Source organism: Aquiflexum lacus (assembly GCF_015476655.1).
Classification (GTDB): Bacteria; Bacteroidota; Bacteroidia; order Cytophagales; family Cyclobacteriaceae; genus Aquiflexum; species Aquiflexum lacus.
Genome location: NZ_JABFHF010000017.1, coordinates 64,875 through 81,830, shown reverse-complemented (window position 1 = coordinate 81,830; position 16,956 = coordinate 64,875). Strand labels below are relative to the sequence as shown.

The following is a 16,956-nucleotide window of genomic DNA, read 5'->3' as shown; positions in this document are numbered from 1 at the left end:
AAAAAAAAACTGGTCGAATCAAACCAATCAAGGGTAATCGATAAAAGTACCAATCTTGCGCCTTCTGCCTACCGGCAGGCAGGCGTCTTCCGTCTTCCCCCATGCAATCAGCCATCTCGCTTCTAGAACTTAACCAATTGGTCAAAATGACATTGGATACCCAATTGGAACCAACTTATTGGGTGGTAGCTGAAATAGGTGAACTCAAGCAAGCAGGCCAGGGACATGCTTATTTGGATCTGGTCGAAAAACAAGGAAATACCATTTTGGCAAAAATGAGGGCCAATATTTGGTCTTACTCTTATCGCAGCATTTCAGGAAAGTTTCAGGCAGTAACGGGACAAAGTCTTAAATCCGGAATGAAAGTTCTGGCGCAGGTAACGGTGACTTTTCATGAAATATACAGCATCAGTCTGAATATCAAGGATATTGATCCTAATTTTACATTAGGAGAAAGGGCGAAGATAAGACAGGAGGTAATTGAAAGGTTGGGGCGTGAAGGGATGATGGACTTGAACAAAAGACTTTTGCTTCCTGCTGTTCCCCAGTCGATTGCCGTTATCAGTTCTGCCTCTGCAGCCGGTTATGGTGATTTTACAAATCAACTTTTAAACAACCGCTTTGGGTATCAGGTCAATACCAAACTATATCAAGCCACCTTGCAGGGTTCTGAGGCAGTGTCCACAATGCTCAATGCATTCAAAAATATTTTTGCCGATCATCCAAAAGAAAAGTTTGATGCCATTGTACTTATCCGTGGTGGAGGTGCCCAATTGGATTTGGACTGTTTTGATGATTATGCTTTGGCCCTTGCAATCGCAAAAAGTCAAATTCCGGTCATTACGGGTATAGGTCATGAAAGAGATGAGACCATTGCTGACATGGTAGCCCATACCAAAATGAAAACCCCTACTGCTGTTGCCGAATTCATCTTGTCAGGGTTCAGGGAATTTGAGGAAAAATTACATGATTTATTAAAAGTCCTGAATCGGAACAGTGCGCAGCAGTTGAATTGGGAAGACAGGAAATTACTGGATCTGGAAAACCGTCTAAAAAGTCAGACTAAAAACATGATAAACAGGGAGTATGATAAGTTGTCAGGAAAAATACGCCAAATCAGACTTTCTTCAGGTGGACTCCAAAAACTGGAACAGATCAAAGTTGCCAACCTGAACCATAGTCTTCAAAAAACTTGGAAAACATTTATGGATAATGAATCCAGAAAACTTGGTCAATTTGAAAAAGACATCCTTAAATCAGACCCGAATACATTTTTTCAAAAAGGATATACACGGACTGAAATCAATGGATTACCCGTTCACAAGCTTGAACCTAAACCAGGACAGGAAATCCGCACCTATCTTAAGAATAAAACTATAACAAGTACCATCAACGAAATTGAAGAACATGGAAAATAAAACAATCGGATACGACAAAGCTGTTGCTAGAATTGAAGAAATTGTAAATCTTTTGGAAAATGGAGAAAAGGGAATGGATGAGCTTTCGGACTTGGTCAAGGAAGCTACTACCCTGGTCAAATTTTGTAAAAATAAATTAAGAACAACCGAAAGCGAGATCTCCAAAGCTTTGGAGGACAATGAGGAAAACCATTGATATTTGGAATATTTTTCTAATTTTAACCATCTATCTCTAAGTTCAAACCAAGGATTGGCAGGTGTTGCATTTTTGGTTTGATGTACTACAATTTTCCGTAAAAATGAAATTTCCAACTTCACCCCCGCTGTTCATCCTCCTATGGATCGGTATGTTTTTTTCTTCATTTTGTACAGCTCAAAGCTTCTATCGTGATGGGAATTTGAGGACTAATTCGATTTTTATCGGAGTCGGTCCTTCCTTCATGTATGCGGACAATGGGGGCATTTTTAACGAGAGTAATTTCAATTGGAATCCTGCCATATCATTAGGTTTCAATAAAAAAGTGCATAACAGGATTGCCTTACAGGTAACTGGTGGAATGCAATTTGTCCAAAGTGGAGGTAGGATCAGAGATTACGCCATGAAAAGCTGGGAAGATGCCGGAGGTGCCTTCAGGTTTAAAGGTCAGGCATACTTTGCCGATTTTATGCCTATCTTCTACGTAATTCCTTATGACAACCATATGAACAGGGGTAAATTCAATACTTATTTCGGTTCTGGAATCGGGGTTGTACATGTCAACAGAAAAGAGGCTTTTTCCTTTGACCAGGCCGCACCAGAGTTCTCTGCCCAGGCCACTACTCCCTATATTCCAGCGCTTGTAGGATTTAGCTATAGTTTGGACCAATTCTCTGATCTTTCATTGGAAATTAAAGGCCTGTTTACTTTTTCAGATGAACTTGATGGCAACGTTGGGTACAACCAATTCAACGACCACCTATTCCAAACCCAGATTGTTTACAAAAGGCTATTGAGAAGTTCATATTGACAGGCCGGTTTTCTGACAACTCATCCATAGTGGGAATAATGGCTTAATATTCTTGTCTCTCACCTCCCGATTCTGAGATCTCGGCTCCAGATTCTTGACTCCTTTCTCTTGTCTCTTGTCTCTTGACTCCCCGATACTCGGGGCAGGCTTTGGTTCTTGTTCTCGTTTCTCACCTCTCGCCTCTCGGCTCTCATATCTCACGTCTCCTATACCACCTGCAAAAACTTCCTTTCAATGCTCACCAACAAATTCTGATTGATTCCCGGCACCCTGATGATAAAATAATCACTGTTGCCTTTATTGACACATTCTCCTTCCATCCCCTGTAGCGGGCCGCCAAGGATTTTCACTTGTTCTCCTTTGGCAATTTCTGATCCGTCTGTTTCTACGGCAACTCCTGTATCCAAAATGCGCTGAATGGTATCTATCTCCTCTTGTCTAACGGTGGCATGTTCACCTGAAAAATTTACAAATTTCACTGCTCCGGGAACCTGAAGTGTCTCCCATAAATTGGGTTTGGTGGTTTTTACAAAAACATATCCATTGAACAGGGCTTTTTGGACTTTCTTTTTTCGATCGCTCCATTGCCTTAATTCCTCAATCATGGGTAGGTATACTTGCAATCCCTTCTCTTTTAATCTTTGAGCTACTTTTTTTTCTGATCTTGAGGTTGTGTATAGGACAAACCACTTCAATTCCGCCATACAAAAATTTTTTTCTTAAGATGTAAAAATATGGATTTCTAAAGAAGTAAAACAGCCTAATTGATTTTTTGAAACTTATTGAAACAGTTTTATTTATTTTTTTGGAAAAGAAATGGTTCTGATTTTATTAATGTTAAATTATCTTAAAAGAATCAATTTCTTCATTTTTCACAGACAGAACTTGCTCTAAAAATTAAAAACCTCCGGGATAATGTCCCGGAGGTTTAAACATTTAAAAACCACCAACCTTTATTTAATCATGCTATTTCAATCTACGAATCAACATGTTTAATTTATCTGCCAATAAATACATGACAGGTACAATCACTAACGTCAGGAAGGTCGCAAAGGTTAGACCAAATATTACGGTCCAAGCCATTGGTCCCCAGAAGTCAGCGTTATCTCCTCCCACAAAAAACTGTGGGTCAAAAGAACTTAGCAAAGTTCCGAAATTGATATTCATTCCTATGGCCAAGGGTATCAATCCCAAAACTGTGGTGACCGCAGTCAACAACACAGGTCTTAATCTTGTCTTTCCACCGGAAACGATACTACTTAACAACTCATCAAGTGGCAGAAATTCATCTTCCGGCGTATTGAGTTCATCTCTCCGCCTTTCTCGTACCAGATTGGTATAATCAATCAGTACAATGGCATTATTCACCACAACCCCTGCCAATGAAATAATACCTATTCCCGTCATGATAATCACAAAATCCATATTGAAAATAACGAGCCCAAGGAATACACCAATAGTACTCAAGACGACCGATGCCAATATGATAAAAGGTGTAGTCACTGAATTGAACTGGGCTACAATGATCAGGAATATCACAGAAATGGCAATAAATAGTGCCCTCATAAGGAAAGCTTGAGACTTTGCTTGTTCTTCCTGTTCCCCCGTAAATTTGACTGTTATACCATCAGGCACATCAGCTTGAGCAACCAGTTCCTTCAATTGATTATTGATTTCGGTGGGATTATACCCATCTGTCACATTGGAAAATATTGAAATCACTTTGTTCAAATCTTTCCTTTTGACAGAACCATAGGTAGAACCATATTCCAATTCAGCAACCGCAGAAATAGGAACCTCTTTTTTATTTCCGAATTTATCCCTAAAGTTTATTTTTTTGTTGATCAAAGAAGACAGGTCATACCTATATTCGTCCTTAAGTCTCAATTGGATGGGATAATCCTCCTCTCCTTCTTTGAACTTGGAAACTTCAAGACCGAACAAGGCTGTTCTCAACTCATTTGCAATAGAAGTTGTGGATAGGCCAAACCTTCTCGCTTTCTCCCTGTCAATTTTTAGCAAAACTTCTGGACTTCCAAGTTCCAAATCAGATTTCAATTCCTCTATTCCCGGGATATTAGCATTTGCCAGGTAATCTCTAAACTCGCTCACATAGTCAATCAGCTTTTCATAATCTTCGCCACTTACCTCAATATTGACTGCTTTACCGACAGGGGGACCATTCAATTGCTTATCCACAGTAATCAAAACACCTGGATATTTTTCAACAAGATCCCTGATTTCACCCATAATACTATTGGTATTGATACCTTGCCGGAATTGATATTCCACAAAACTGATTGTAATTTTTGCTTTATGGGGTGTATTGGCAATGCTTGGACCCTCAGACTGATCTCCTGTACCCTGCCCTACTTGTGTAATAACAGCATCTACAATTCCGTCGTAGGGCTCTAATAACCGTAGGAGCTCGTCTTCCATTTCTATCATAAAATCATTGGTGGCCTCGGTATCGGTACCTATCGGATTCTCTATGAAAACATTGACCAAAGCAGGCTCATTATCCGGAAAAAAGAGGATTTTTGGAGCCCTTATACCCAATAGCACTAGAGATAAAAACAAAAGCATAAAAGTTCCGAAAAGGAAGAAGTATGGATTTTTTCCCCTCAAAGCAAAATTTAAGGTCTTTTCATAAAGGTCTTCCAAATAAACCAAAAACACATTCTGAAACCACCGTATTGCACCCCTCAAGACAAAAACATTGAATATTGTCAATACAGCCGCAATCATAAATATATTACCAAAAGTCAAGGATCCGACCAGATACGATATGATGGACATCACTAATAATATCAAAGCAATGACCAAAGGTTTCTTTTTAGATTTTTTCTCATCAAAATCCTGCACTTTCATATACAATGAAGTCAATACAGGATTCACCACCAAGGCAACGAACAAGGACGATGACAGTACGATGATCAATGTAATCGGAAGATATTTCATAAACTCACCGATCAGGTCATCCCAAAAAGCCAAAGGCAGGAATGCTGCCAGGGTTGTAGCCGTGGAAGTAATAATAGGCCAAGCTACTTCACCAACCCCTTCTTTTGCAGCTCTAATTGGCGATTTACCTTCTTGCATCAAGCGATAGATGTTTTCTACTACCACGATTCCGTTATCCACCAGCATACCTAAAGCAAGGATCAATGCAAACAATACCATCAAGTTGAGTGTAATACCAAGTGAATTCAGGATCAAAAAGGAAATAAACATGGAGAGTGGAATCGCTATTCCCACAAACAGGGCATTACGAAACCCAAGGAAAAACATCAATACCAGTACAACCAAGATTACTCCAAAAATAATACTGTTTTCTAAGTCACTTACCTGAGATCTTGTCCTCGTAGACTGATCATTGGTCACAGAAATTTCAAGGTCTTTTGGGAACCTGTCTACTTTTGCTTTTTGCAGGATTTCTTTTATTTTATCTGATGCATCCAAAAGATTTTCCCCGCTTCTTTTGACCACATTCACAGTTACGACAGGAAGTTTATTGCTCCTGGCATAACTTTCCCGTTCTTTGTAAGTATCAGAGATTTCAGCTACATCAGAAAGATAAACTATCTTATCATTTTCTGTTTTGATTATAATGTCTTTTAGTTCATTGGGATCTTTGAATTCTCCTGTAATTCTCAAGGCTCTTCTAAATTCTCCAGCAAGAATATTCCCCCCCGATATGGTGACATTTTCCTGTGAAACCGCATCCGAAATATCGCTGAAAGAAACTCCCATAGATTCCATTTTATATATGTCGGCATCAATCCTAATTTCCCTTTCAATAGTGCCTCGGAGTTCAGCTTTTGAAATTTCAGGTAACTTCTCGATTTCATCTTCAAGATACTCTCCAAACTTCTTCAACTCCTCTTCGGTGTAATTTCCCGAGATATTGATGTTCATGATCGGGAAATCTGAGGTGTTGATTTCAATCACATCAGGATCCTGATCTAGGTCTGAGGGCAGTTCACTTTTCGATTTATCTACAGCATCTTTTACATCTTGTATGGCCTTTGAAATTTCTACGCCAGGATTGAATTCAATGACAATAGAGGAAAAATCCTGAACTGAAGTGGATTTGATACTTTTTACATTATTGATTGACTTAAGCTCTTTTTCGATGGGTCTGGTAATCAGGTTTTCCATATCAACCGGTGAATTTCCGGGATAAGCTGTCCCTACATAAACTGTAGGAATGACGATCTCGGGGAAACTTTCCTTGGGCATGGTCCTATAGGCCAAAAGTCCCAAAACACTGATTATCAAAACCAATATGACGACAGAGGTCTGATTATCAACGGACAAGGAGCTTATTCCAAATTCACGAATAACCCCTTTTTTCTTTTCTTCTACCTGTGACATATATCCTTTATTGAGCAATGTTTACAATGAAATTATCACCAACTTCTCTGAATCCTTTGTCAATCAAAATTTCATTTCCTGACAGTCCTTCCAGAATTTCACTCTCTTCCTTATAGGTCTTACCTCTTTTCACATATCGTTTTTTACTCATATTGTCTTCAACTGTAAAAACATAGTCTCCCTTATTGTCCTGTAGAATAAGGTAATTGGGTACAGTTACAGCATTTTCATTTTCATAATCCTTGATACTCATCACTGAGAGCATGTTAGGTTTTGCAAAAGGAAGAATGGGAAGAATTACCTCAACCTTGAATGTTCTATTATTTTGGTTGATGACCCCACCTACAGCAGAAACTTTTGTTTTGAAATTTTCCTCTACAGATGGGAAATAAATATCAACGGAATCTCCTTTGTTCAAAATACCGATATATCTTTCAGACACATCAGCTTCAACAAAAAGATCACTATCTCCGACGAAGTGGAACAAGGGTGTACCAGGCTGTACCAATTCCCCAGCCCGTACAAGAACTTCTTCTACGGTACCATTAAATGGTGCTCTGATCAAAGTCCTTGATTCTTGTATCTTTAAAGAAGATAAATTCTTTTCCAGCGTTTCTTTTCTATTTTTGGCTTCCAAAAACTGTACTTCTGTACCTATCTGTTGCTTCCATAGTCTCTCTTGTTTTTCAAAAATGATAGTAGCCAATTCCAATTGCTTCTCGACTTCTTCCATATTTCTTTGAATGCTTTCAGCATCAACCCTTGCAAGGACCTGACCTTTATTGACACGGATGCCTTCTGATGCATTGACTTCCTGAATCCTTCCTGAAACTTCACCAGAAATATTCACATCTTGCTTGGAAAGGACTGAACCTGTAACTTCCACAAAATGCTCAAAATGTTTCTTTACAGGTTGAATGGTAGAAATCAATACCGACTTTCGATTCGTAAGTCCAAATTCCGGATCCAATGCTCCTATTTCTTTTTCAAGGTCTTCTATAGTAGTCCTGAGAAGTGCTGCCTCCTGGTTCATTTTCGCCAGATCTTCTTTCTTCTGGGTCAACTCATCCTTTTGTCCACAAGCCGATGCCAGAAAAACCAGCCCAATTATCAAAAATGTAAAATTCGTTTTCATATATTTTGTATGTTTTTTCTTTGTAAATTTTTTATAGTAATCCTAAGGCTTTTTCCAAATCCACTTTGGCAATAAGGGCATCATAGAGTGCAGAGAAATAGTTTGTTTCAGCTTCTTTGAGTGCAGAGTCAGCTTCAACTACCTCCAGGTTGGAACCAACACCTTCTTCATATTTAATCTTGGACATGCTAAATACTTCCATGGCGAGTTCCCTGTTTTCTTCCTGGACTTTTAATGCCTGAATACTGTTTTTAAGATTCAGTTTAGCCTGAAATTTTTCGATAGCTATATTTTCTTCAAGAAAAACTTCCTGATTTTTCAATTGATTGAGCTGATGTCTTTTCTGTTGTATCTGTGAACTTTTCAACAATCCATCAAAAATCGGAATGCTTACTCTCGCTCCTATAAATGCACCTGTAAACCACCTGTCCCTATCCCAAATCAATCCCGGAGACTGTGCTGCACCGTTTCTTTGGTAAGTTCCAAAGAAATCAATTTTGGGTATATAGTTGGAAGTAGTAAATCTGAGGTCTAACTCAACCAAATCCTTATTTGTTATTAACTGATCCATTTCAACCCTTCGTGTTCCTTCGAATTCAATCAAGGAATTTAAATCTTCCTGTCGGTTCAATTCCACCAAAGACTCACTTAATTGAATCTGATAACTTAAGGGTATACCTGCCTGTAACTTTAATAGCTCTACACTGATATCGTAAGCTGCAATTACTTTGTCCAATTCTGTTTGGATATTATTGCGTTGTACTTTTATCCTGGATACATCAATTTTTTCTGCAAAACCGGCTTCATACATTGCCGATGTCTCTTTCAATAAGGTGTCGAGACGGTTTAGATTTGCAGAAACGAGTTCCTTCCTTCTCGCATTGACCAAAACAGTGAAATAAGCCTTTTTAACAGACTCTTTTATATCATTCTCAGTCTTCTCCTTATCAAACTCGGTAAGCATTTTATAGGTCTTGGCAGCTTTGAGCCCTACAAAGTATGAACCGTCAAATATCATCTGTGTAGCCTGAACAACCAATGCAGAACTGTAATTTACGCCAAACTGTAAGGGTAAAACATCTGAATCAACATCAGGTTGAAAAAAACCACCCTCATTGGGCACAAAAACGATTGGAATAGCCACATTATGGGTAATATCATAAGTGGCATTGATCTGAGGCAATCCCTCAGACCGTCTCTCAATAATCTGGGCTTTGGCAATCAACGTTTCAAGTTGTGCATTCTTGGCGTCCACATTGTTCTCGAGCGCGTAATTTAAACTTTCCTGAAGTGTCAGTTGGAGGACATTTTGAGAAAATGCCTGTAAAGACAACGACATGGCAAAAAGGAATATCCAAATTCCCTTCAGCTTTTTGGTTGTGGTTTTCATATTGCTGTTTCTTTTTGGTTTTGATAGGCCATTTTTCCTTTATCTGTAAAAATTCCATAAAGGAAATGTTCGAAAATATGTAATTGTAATTCTACTTGGTTGTATTTGGAAGGTGGAAACTTCAAAGGATCAAAGGTCAACATCATTTGTTCCATCCGCATGAGCGCAATGATCTCAGAGTTTATCTCTGTCCTAATTACTCCCTCAGACTTGCCTTTTTCTAATAATTCTATGATTTCATTAACAATATGTTTGTTTTTGAATTCCTCGAACAATTGCCAACATTGAGGGAAGTAACGTTGGATTTCATTGAGAATCATGGGATTGAAATCGGAAAATCTTCTTCTGATATATGCCGTTAATCCCAAAAGATGATCGATGACTCCATCTTGAAATTTTGGAATCTGTTCCATGGCTTTTTTATCATTCCTAATAGCTGAGTCAAAAGTCTCATAAACCAGTTGATTTTTATCTGTAAATTCCTGGTATATGGTTTTTTTGGAAACGCCTGCCATCCGTGCAATATCATCCATAGTGACAGACCTTATCCCATACCGCATAAACTGCTCTGTGGCAGTCTCAATTATCTTCTCTTTTGTATCCACATTATTTAGATTTGAGGACAAAACTCTGGAAACTATTGGATAGTTCAAAGTTTCTTAAGTTTTTTTTTAATATTTTATTTGGTGCTTTAAAAATTTTCAAACCAAATTATTTTTCAAATTCTATAAAAGTAGAAAATACAATTTTTTATATCGAATTATATTTTTTAGGTATTATATATTATTGTTAAATTGTACCTTTACCTATCAATAATTTTATATTATTCAATGGAGTTTTTAGAGACTGATTTTGGTCACTTGGCATACACAAAACATGGGCATGGAAAAAATATCAGTTTACTTTTCCATGGATTTGGACAAAACATGAAAGTATATGAACCATTTTTGGACCTGATCAAAGAGGATGACTGTTATTTGGTTTTTGACATGTTTTACCATGGGCACAGTAGTTGGAAATCGATAAATCAAAAATTGACAAAAGCAATTTGGAGAAAAATACTTTTGCAACTGATGGATAAAGAAGGCTTTGAAAAATTTAATCTAATCGGCTATAGTATGGGTGGAAAGTTCTGCTTGATATCTTATGAACTTTTCCCATGCCATGTCAAATCACTTCTATTAATGGCCCCAGATGGCATCAAAACCGGTTTTTGGTATAATATGGCTACCTTTCCCGGATTTTTAAACAAACTTTTCAAGAGAGTCGTTTTTCATCCACAAAGGTTTTTCAGCATTATGGATTTCCTGCATAGCTTGGGATTACTCCAAAGTAGCCTGATCAAATTTGTGAAGTCCCAAATGCATACCAGGACCATGCGGGCACAAGCCTACTTTACCTGGAATGTATTTAAGCCCCTTAAGCCAAATCTTAAACATATCATAAGTGTGCTCAATATCAATCAAACTCCCTTTACTTTGTTGACCGGAAAATATGATAAGATGGTGACCTCTAAGAATCTACGGGGATTCAGTTCAAAAATAACTCACTTAAAGAATGTTGAACTTCCTTGTGGGCATAATACTTTGATTGAAGAAACAGCAAATTTTCTGGCGCTACAAAAAAACCGGAAATTGAAAAAGATAAAAACCACATATTAAAACTTACGAGAAAAACCCAAAACCAGTAAGCTATGAAAATTTTAAAAAATATGACTATTATAATAGTCATAATTATCGCTATTCCGATGATAGGGGCCTTGTTTACAGCTAGAGATGTATCAGTCGAAAGAGAGATAACAATAAACAAACCTCATCATGAGGTATATGGATATGCTAAATACCTTAAAAACCAAGATAACTTTAGCAAGTGGTCACTCACTGACCCTGATATGCAAAAGGAATATAAGGGTACAGACGGCGAAGTAGGTTTTGTCTCTTTTTGGAAAAGTGAAAATCCTGATGTCGGTTCAGGTGAACAGGAGATATTGGCAATACAAGAAGGTAAAAGAATTGATTACGCACTAAGATTTTTCGAACCATTCGAATCAAATGATAAAGCGTTCATGGAATTTGAATCCATCAATGAGAATAATACCCTGGTAAGATGGGGATATGAAGGACATATGGCCTATCCCATGAATGCCCTGCTCTGGGTAATGGATATGGAAAAAATGGTCGGAGATGATTTTCAGACCGGACTCGAAAATCTCAAAAGAATTCTGGAGACCAAATAAAAAAACCAGCGGATTTAATGCCGCCGGTTTTTTCAATCAATTCACTCTGAATCAATTATACTACTCAGGATTCTAAACTTTTATTCTCCTGATTTTCAACCTCGTTTCTTGCGTCTCGCTTCTCGCTTCTCGTCTCTCGCATCTTGGTTCTTGCTTCTTGATTCTTGTTTCTTAACTAATAAACCGGAAACTCCTTCTGCAATCCTTCAAATGCATCTATCATTTCCCATTTAGGCTTATAATAGTCATGCATTATTCTTCCTGTAATCGTTCCATTACTGATAAAGTCCAAAGCTGCCTTTAATCTCTTTTCTTCACGATTATCCCAGTTCCTGGTCAGGTCATCCCCCACTTTGAAATCTGCTGGAAATCCATCAAAGAAATCAGCCCTGTTTTCAGCATTGGCAGTAGCAAATGTAATGGGCACCAATTCCACATTATTGGCACTTAGGGTTCTGTTAAAGGAGGATAAAGGAAAAGAACCCACTGGTTTGCCATAGGTATCATCTCCAATTAAAACTATATCCATGTATGGCGCAAGGCAATTGATCAACAATTCAGAAGCAGAGGCGGAACCTCTAGAAGTAATAACGATAAGTCTATTGAGCCTTAGATTCCCTGTTTTTGAGAAATTTACGCTTTTATTATAATTGCTTTTTTTGCTATTGTGTCTGTCCATATACATCACTTTCCCACTAGCAGAACTTGGAGCAATATAATTTAGAATTTGGGCTGTCACGGCAACAGATCCTCCCCCATTCAGTCTAAGATCTATAATTAGTTCATCAATATTCTGGGCCAGAAAAAAATTAAAACTATCCTCAACTTCTCTGCTTCTTGTAGGACTCAGGCCTTGAGTCGCTCTAAAGCTTTGATAAACCCAATGACCTATTTTTTTACCAGCCATTTCATATACATCTTGATGCAATACAGAATTGGTTTGAAATGCTTCTTTTATGATCGTGCGGGTGGTTTCACTCCCGTCAGGAAGTCTGAACTTAAAAGTATTTGAAACACCAACCTCGTTTGGACCCAATTGAAAATTATACCCCCCATTAGCAGTTTTGTATCCGGATACAGCTTTTCCATTGATTTCCAAAAACTGCCATCCCCTCTGCCAACCATCTTTACCCGCAGGACCATCGTTGTAAACAAAAGTGACAAACCAATTCTCATCCTGATCGATTCCCAATCCAAAACCATGAACGCCTGTTACTTGTCCGGTAAATGCAGCATTAAAGGCTTCCCTAGTCGTCAAGTATGACCATCTATCCAATTCTTTAAAGCGTAATGCTTCCAAGACTTCTTCATTTGAAGAAAAATTGGCAGAATTGAAAGTCTCCGGTAATTTATCCTCCCAATAATAGAATTCTTTCATGCTTTCGAAAATGGCATTTTTGACAACATTTTCTACTCGTCCAGGCTCTACATCATCTGATTCGGGATTACATGAGAAAATAGTGACTGCTAAAATCAGCAGGATCGAGAAGATATTGAAATTTTTCATTGATAAGGAATTCTAAGGACTATTAACGCACTATTATGTGCAAATGGATTAGATTACAAAGTCATATACCTGAACTTTGTTCCATTTGTTCGAATTTCTTTCGATAAATTTCAGATGCATCGGATCTACCTGATACTCATTTTGATCTTCGATACTGTCAAAAAACAAAGTGCAAGAAACCTGATAACTATGGTCAACCACATCCCTTGCTTCGGTCGGTGCCGGAGTACCTAGATAGAATTTAGCAACTGATTTACATTTCCCCAATACAGCCGCCTCTGTTTTGAATTCTTCAACTGATACTCCTTCATTCAACCAGAAAAATACCTGGTGGATCATTTTTTGTGTTTTTGCTTGTTCTGCCATAAGATTAATAGGTAAGGTTGCCGCCGCTCCTGCGACTGTTAAGGTTTGTAGAAACTTTCTTCTTGATTTCATTGGTGATTCTTTAAGGAACTAAAGATAAAAATTTAAATTGCTTTCTGAAATGCACACCGCAAATAATCAAATCAACGATGGAATATAGAAAGTTAGGCAAAACAGGTTGGCTCGTATCTGAAATTTCACTTGGGACATGGCAGGTGGGGGGAGGTTGGGGAAAGCCTTTTGACGCTAAACATGCCAACCAGATTATCCGAGCCGCGATTGATCAGGGGATCAATTTCATAGACACAGCTGATGTTTATGATGATGGATTGAGTGAAGCCGCTGTAGGGAAAGCAGTTCGAGAAACACCCGACCATATTTATGTAGCAACCAAATGTGGAAGAAAAATACAACCTCATAACAATGAAGGGTATACGCCAAAAACATTGCGTACCCATGTAGAAAACTCTCTTAGAAATACTGGGCTAAATGTCTTGGACCTGATACAACTTCACTGCCCTCCTACTGAGGTCTATCAAAGGGAGGATATTTTTGAATTATTTGAAAGACTAAAAGAGGAAGGGAAAATCATTCAAATGGGTGTAAGTGTAGAGACGGTCGATGAGGCCATTGCATCGATGCAGTATGAAATTGTTTCTACCATTCAAATCATTTTTAACCTCTTCAGATTGAAGCCTGCCGAAGAATTATTTACTCAAGAAAAAATCAATGATTTCGGGATAATTGCAAGGGTTCCATTGGCAAGTGGTCTTTTGACCGGGAAATATAACGAGACCACCAAGTTTGATCCTGATGATCACAGAACCTTTAACCGAGAGGGTGAAGCTTTTGACAAAGGTGAGACTTTCTCAGGTGTTAACTATGAGACAGGTCTGAAGGTTGTCGAGGAACTGAAATCTCTTTTTGGAGAGGACACGTCTTTGGCTGAATGGGCCATTAAATGGATTTTGATGCATCCTCAGGTAAGTACAGTCATCCCAGGGGCATCTAAAATAGATCAAGTATTATCCAATGTAAAAGCCTCAGAACATCTTCCTATATCTCCCTACAAAATGGATGCTGTCAAGGACATCTATGAGAAATACCTGAAGAAGGAGGTTCATGGATTGTGGTAGAGACCAAAAAAGTCCTTATCATCACGTATTATTGGCCGCCGTCAGCTGGTTCGGGGGTTCAGCGGTGGTTGAAGTTTGCAAAGTATTTACCGGATTATGGTTGGGAACCTGTGATTTTCACACCGGAAACCCCTGATTTTGATCTGAAAGATGAAAGCCTCTTAGATGAAATCAATCCGCAATTAGAGGTGATTAAATTCCCGATTTGGGAGCCTTATGGTGTTTTTAGAAAACTTAAAAAGGGGAAATTAGCGGATCCTTCCAAAGTATTGGAAAAAAAGAATAAATCATTCAGCGACAAGTCTGCTATTTGGTTAAGAGCCAATGTGCTGATTCCTGACCCCAGGGTTTTTTGGGTAAAGCCCTCTGTTGACTTTTTAAAAGATCTTGTAGAACAGGGGCAATTCAATGCCATCATCACCACAGGACCCCCTCATAGTCTCCATCTTATTGGATTGGGTTTAAAGCAAAAGACAGGAATAAGCTGGTTGGCAGATTTCCGAGATCCATGGTCAAAATGGGAATTTTTGGATACCTTACCCATGTTGGACTGGGTCAAAAAAAAACATGAAAAACTGGAAATGGAAGTCTTGGTTTCCGCTGACAAAATCACTACCATTAGCCCAACCTTTCAAAAAGACTTTGAAAACATTTGCCAAAGAAAGGTCCACCTTTTGACCAATGGTTATGATTCGGATGATTTACCTGCAAATTGGAAATTCTCAGTTCTAAATAAAGAGACGATAGAAATTCTCTACACAGGTGTGATTGACGCCATCAGAAACCCTTTGCCATTCCTTGAAGCCTTCAAGGTAGTTTTTGAAAAATCAAACCAAAAAGCAACACTACGCTTTGTTGGAAAAGTATCGGAAGCTGTCATCAATCATCTTTCGCAAGATTCATGGTTGAAGGAAAATGTTAAGTTAGAGGGCTATGTCTCCCATGAAAAGGTATTTGATTATTACCAAAATGCGCACCTATTACTACTTATCCTGACAGACACCAAAAATGCCCAAGGCAATATGCCGGGCAAACTATTTGAATACCTTTCAACGGGCAGGCCGGTTTTGGCACTTGGGGATCCTCAAGGAGATTCATCCGCTATACTTTCTTCCTGTCAAGGTGGGGAAGTAATCGCACATACCGACACTACAAAAATCAAAGATTTCCTGACTAACTTTAGACCCCAATCAGAATTTAAAGTTTCTGAAGAAGTAAATCAATATTCCAGAAAAAACCTCAGCCAACAACTTGTCAAATTATTAGATGAGCAATCCGATTCCCTTTCTTGATTTAAGTTTGATTCCATTGGATCTAAAGAATGCGCTTAAGGAAAAATTTTCGCAAATGTTGGAAAAGGGCGTCTTTTCAGGCGGCGAAGAATCGGTCCTACTTGAATCAAAACTGAAGGAGTATTTAGGTGTTCCTTTTGCGTTAGCGTGTTCCAATGGGTCAGATGCTTTAGAGTTGGCCTTAAGGACATTGGAGATTAGTATAGGGGACGAGGTAATTGTTCCGGCCCTTACATGGGTTTCTACCGCAGAAGCTGTTATTATGTCAGGCGCCAAACCTGTTTTTGCAGACACTGATGATCATGGATTAATTGATTTAGGGAAATTGGATTCTTTAATAACTCAAAAGACCAAAGCAATCATTCCAGTTCACCTCTATGGAAAAATGGTGGATATGGAAAGATTAATTGAATGGTCTAACCCAAAAAATATCCGGATTGTAGAGGACGCTGCACAAGCTTTTGGAGCATTTCAAAACGGTATCAGCGCAGGGAATTGGGGAGATATTGGATGTTTTAGTTTTTACCCGACCAAAAACCTTGGCGCATTGGGAGAAGCAGGAGCCCTGATCACAAAAGATGAAAATTTACATTTGAGGTTAATGCAGTTTGCCAACCACGGTCAGACCGCCCGTGATGAACATCACAGTGTAGGTCGAAATGCCAAAATAGACAGTATTCAGGCCGGATTTATGAATGTGAAAATGGATTACTTCGAATCTTGGCAAAAGAAGCGAAAAATACTAGCCTCCATCTATTTGGATAGCTTGAAAAATGTTGTCGGTCTCACGCTTCCTGAAGATATCCTTGAGTCCAATCATAATGCACATTTATTTGTAATTCAGACAGATAATCGGAATAACTTAAAGTTATTTTTAGAAAGTAAAGGTATTGGAACAGCTATTCATTATCCCACCATCATCCCAAAAATGCTCCCTTATCTTGATGGGAAGGAATATCCGAATGCTGAAAAATTATCTAAGTTTATTTTGTCCCTACCACTGAATCCTTGGATGACGGAGGACGATGTTTTATCCATCAGTAATGAAATCAGGAGATTTTTTGAAATAGCATAAGTAACCTACATTATCAAAAA

General features: G+C 38.4%; 15 protein-coding genes. 8 read left to right on the top strand and 7 right to left on the bottom strand.

All coding sequences use genetic code 11. From position 1 onward, the window contains the following. Positions 1–101 precede the first annotated feature (101 nt). The 3 genes from xseA to HMJ38_RS15550 all read left to right on the top strand — a co-directional run bounded on the left by xseA (position 102) and on the right by HMJ38_RS15550 (position 2,425). Complete coding sequence (gene xseA / locus HMJ38_RS15560) at positions 102–1,418, top strand: exodeoxyribonuclease VII large subunit (RefSeq protein WP_194975340.1); 1,317 nt, start codon at positions 102–104, stop codon at positions 1,416–1,418. Further along, positions 1,408–1,614 carry an exodeoxyribonuclease VII small subunit gene (gene xseB, locus HMJ38_RS15555; RefSeq protein ID WP_194975339.1) on the top strand — a complete coding sequence of 69 codons (207 nt, stop codon included), beginning with the start codon at positions 1,408–1,410 and terminating at the stop codon, positions 1,612–1,614. Before xseA ends, xseB begins: the two co-directional genes overlap by 11 nt. Before the next feature lie 103 nt (positions 1,615–1,717). Next, positions 1,718–2,425 (top strand): hypothetical protein, encoded by a 708-nt coding sequence (locus HMJ38_RS15550; protein WP_194975338.1) that lies wholly within the window; start codon positions 1,718–1,720, stop codon positions 2,423–2,425. Between the two features lie 206 nt (positions 2,426–2,631). Here HMJ38_RS15550 and HMJ38_RS15545 read toward each other — a convergent pair whose 3' ends face one another. From HMJ38_RS15545 to HMJ38_RS15525, 5 genes are all read right to left on the bottom strand, one after another. After that, positions 2,632–3,129 (bottom strand): UpxY family transcription antiterminator, encoded by a 498-nt coding sequence (locus HMJ38_RS15545; protein ID WP_194975337.1) that lies wholly within the window; start codon positions 3,127–3,129, stop codon positions 2,632–2,634. Positions 3,130–3,391: 262 nt separating this feature from the next. Continuing rightward, on the bottom strand, positions 3,392–6,799 hold the full coding sequence (locus HMJ38_RS15540; RefSeq protein ID WP_194975336.1) for an efflux RND transporter permease subunit: 3,408 nt from the start codon (positions 6,797–6,799) through the stop codon (positions 3,392–3,394). A gap of 7 nt (positions 6,800–6,806) precedes the next feature. Continuing rightward, positions 6,807–7,934, bottom strand: a complete 1,128-nt coding sequence (locus HMJ38_RS15535; protein ID WP_194975335.1) for an efflux RND transporter periplasmic adaptor subunit — start codon at positions 7,932–7,934, stop codon at positions 6,807–6,809. Positions 7,935–7,965: 31 nt separating this feature from the next. Then, the gene (locus HMJ38_RS15530; RefSeq protein ID WP_194975334.1) at positions 7,966–9,324 is read right to left on the bottom strand and encodes a TolC family protein; all 1,359 of its coding nucleotides are present in this window, start codon (positions 9,322–9,324) and stop codon (positions 7,966–7,968) included. Next, the gene (locus HMJ38_RS15525; RefSeq protein WP_194975333.1) at positions 9,321–9,929 is read right to left on the bottom strand and encodes a TetR/AcrR family transcriptional regulator; all 609 of its coding nucleotides are present in this window, start codon (positions 9,927–9,929) and stop codon (positions 9,321–9,323) included. Before HMJ38_RS15525 ends, HMJ38_RS15530 begins: the two co-directional genes overlap by 4 nt. Positions 9,930–10,154: 225 nt before the next feature. On the opposite strand from HMJ38_RS15525, the gene HMJ38_RS15520 reads away from it, so the two are divergent. Continuing rightward, positions 10,155–10,985, top strand: coding sequence for an alpha/beta fold hydrolase (locus HMJ38_RS15520; protein ID WP_194975332.1), 831 nt, complete (start codon positions 10,155–10,157; stop codon positions 10,983–10,985). A 32-nt stretch (positions 10,986–11,017) separates the two neighbouring features. Beyond that, positions 11,018–11,560, top strand: a complete 543-nt coding sequence (locus tag HMJ38_RS15515) for an SRPBCC family protein (protein WP_194975331.1) — start codon at positions 11,018–11,020, stop codon at positions 11,558–11,560. Between the two features lie 175 nt (positions 11,561–11,735). On the opposite strand, the gene HMJ38_RS15510 is transcribed toward HMJ38_RS15515, so the two are convergent. Together HMJ38_RS15510 and HMJ38_RS15505 are read right to left on the bottom strand one after the other, a co-directional pair. Further along, the gene (locus HMJ38_RS15510; RefSeq protein WP_194975330.1) at positions 11,736–13,067 is read right to left on the bottom strand and encodes a S41 family peptidase; all 1,332 of its coding nucleotides are present in this window, start codon (positions 13,065–13,067) and stop codon (positions 11,736–11,738) included. A gap of 48 nt (positions 13,068–13,115) precedes the next feature. Continuing rightward, complete coding sequence (locus HMJ38_RS15505) at positions 13,116–13,505, bottom strand: Dabb family protein (RefSeq protein WP_194975329.1); 390 nt, start codon at positions 13,503–13,505, stop codon at positions 13,116–13,118. Positions 13,506–13,582: 77 nt separating this feature from the next. Between HMJ38_RS15505 and HMJ38_RS15500 the strand changes: the two genes are divergently transcribed. The 3 genes from HMJ38_RS15500 to HMJ38_RS15490 are packed head-to-tail and all read left to right on the top strand — an operon-like array spanning position 13,583 to position 16,936. Then, positions 13,583–14,569 carry an aldo/keto reductase gene (locus HMJ38_RS15500; RefSeq protein WP_194975328.1) on the top strand — a complete coding sequence of 329 codons (987 nt, stop codon included), beginning with the start codon at positions 13,583–13,585 and terminating at the stop codon, positions 14,567–14,569. Then, complete coding sequence (locus HMJ38_RS15495; protein ID WP_194975327.1) at positions 14,563–15,861, top strand: glycosyltransferase family 4 protein; 1,299 nt, start codon at positions 14,563–14,565, stop codon at positions 15,859–15,861. The genes HMJ38_RS15500 and HMJ38_RS15495 overlap by 7 nt, the downstream gene beginning before the upstream one ends. Further along, entirely contained in the window at positions 15,836–16,936 is a 1,101-nt protein-coding gene (locus HMJ38_RS15490) for a DegT/DnrJ/EryC1/StrS family aminotransferase (protein WP_194975326.1), read from the top strand. Before HMJ38_RS15495 ends, HMJ38_RS15490 begins: the two co-directional genes overlap by 26 nt. The last annotated feature ends 20 nt before the right edge of the window (positions 16,937–16,956 follow it).

Coding starts and splice junctions, on each gene's coding strand:
- xseA (WP_194975340.1), top strand. CDS start 102: ATGCAATCAGCCATCTCGCTTCTAGAACTTAACCAATTGGTCAAAATG.
- xseB (WP_194975339.1), top strand. CDS start 1,408: ATGGAAAATAAAACAATCGGATACGACAAAGCTGTTGCTAGAATTGAA.
- HMJ38_RS15550 (WP_194975338.1), top strand. CDS start 1,718: ATGAAATTTCCAACTTCACCCCCGCTGTTCATCCTCCTATGGATCGGT.
- HMJ38_RS15545 (WP_194975337.1), bottom strand. CDS start 3,129: ATGGCGGAATTGAAGTGGTTTGTCCTATACACAACCTCAAGATCAGAA.
- HMJ38_RS15540 (WP_194975336.1), bottom strand. CDS start 6,799: ATGTCACAGGTAGAAGAAAAGAAAAAAGGGGTTATTCGTGAATTTGGA.
- HMJ38_RS15535 (WP_194975335.1), bottom strand. CDS start 7,934: ATGAAAACGAATTTTACATTTTTGATAATTGGGCTGGTTTTTCTGGCA.
- HMJ38_RS15530 (WP_194975334.1), bottom strand. CDS start 9,324: ATGAAAACCACAACCAAAAAGCTGAAGGGAATTTGGATATTCCTTTTT.
- HMJ38_RS15520 (WP_194975332.1), top strand. CDS start 10,155: ATGGAGTTTTTAGAGACTGATTTTGGTCACTTGGCATACACAAAACAT.
- HMJ38_RS15515 (WP_194975331.1), top strand. CDS start 11,018: ATGAAAATTTTAAAAAATATGACTATTATAATAGTCATAATTATCGCT.
- HMJ38_RS15510 (WP_194975330.1), bottom strand. CDS start 13,067: ATGAAAAATTTCAATATCTTCTCGATCCTGCTGATTTTAGCAGTCACT.
- HMJ38_RS15505 (WP_194975329.1), bottom strand. CDS start 13,505: ATGAAATCAAGAAGAAAGTTTCTACAAACCTTAACAGTCGCAGGAGCG.
- HMJ38_RS15500 (WP_194975328.1), top strand. CDS start 13,583: ATGGAATATAGAAAGTTAGGCAAAACAGGTTGGCTCGTATCTGAAATT.
- HMJ38_RS15490 (WP_194975326.1), top strand. CDS start 15,836: ATGAGCAATCCGATTCCCTTTCTTGATTTAAGTTTGATTCCATTGGAT.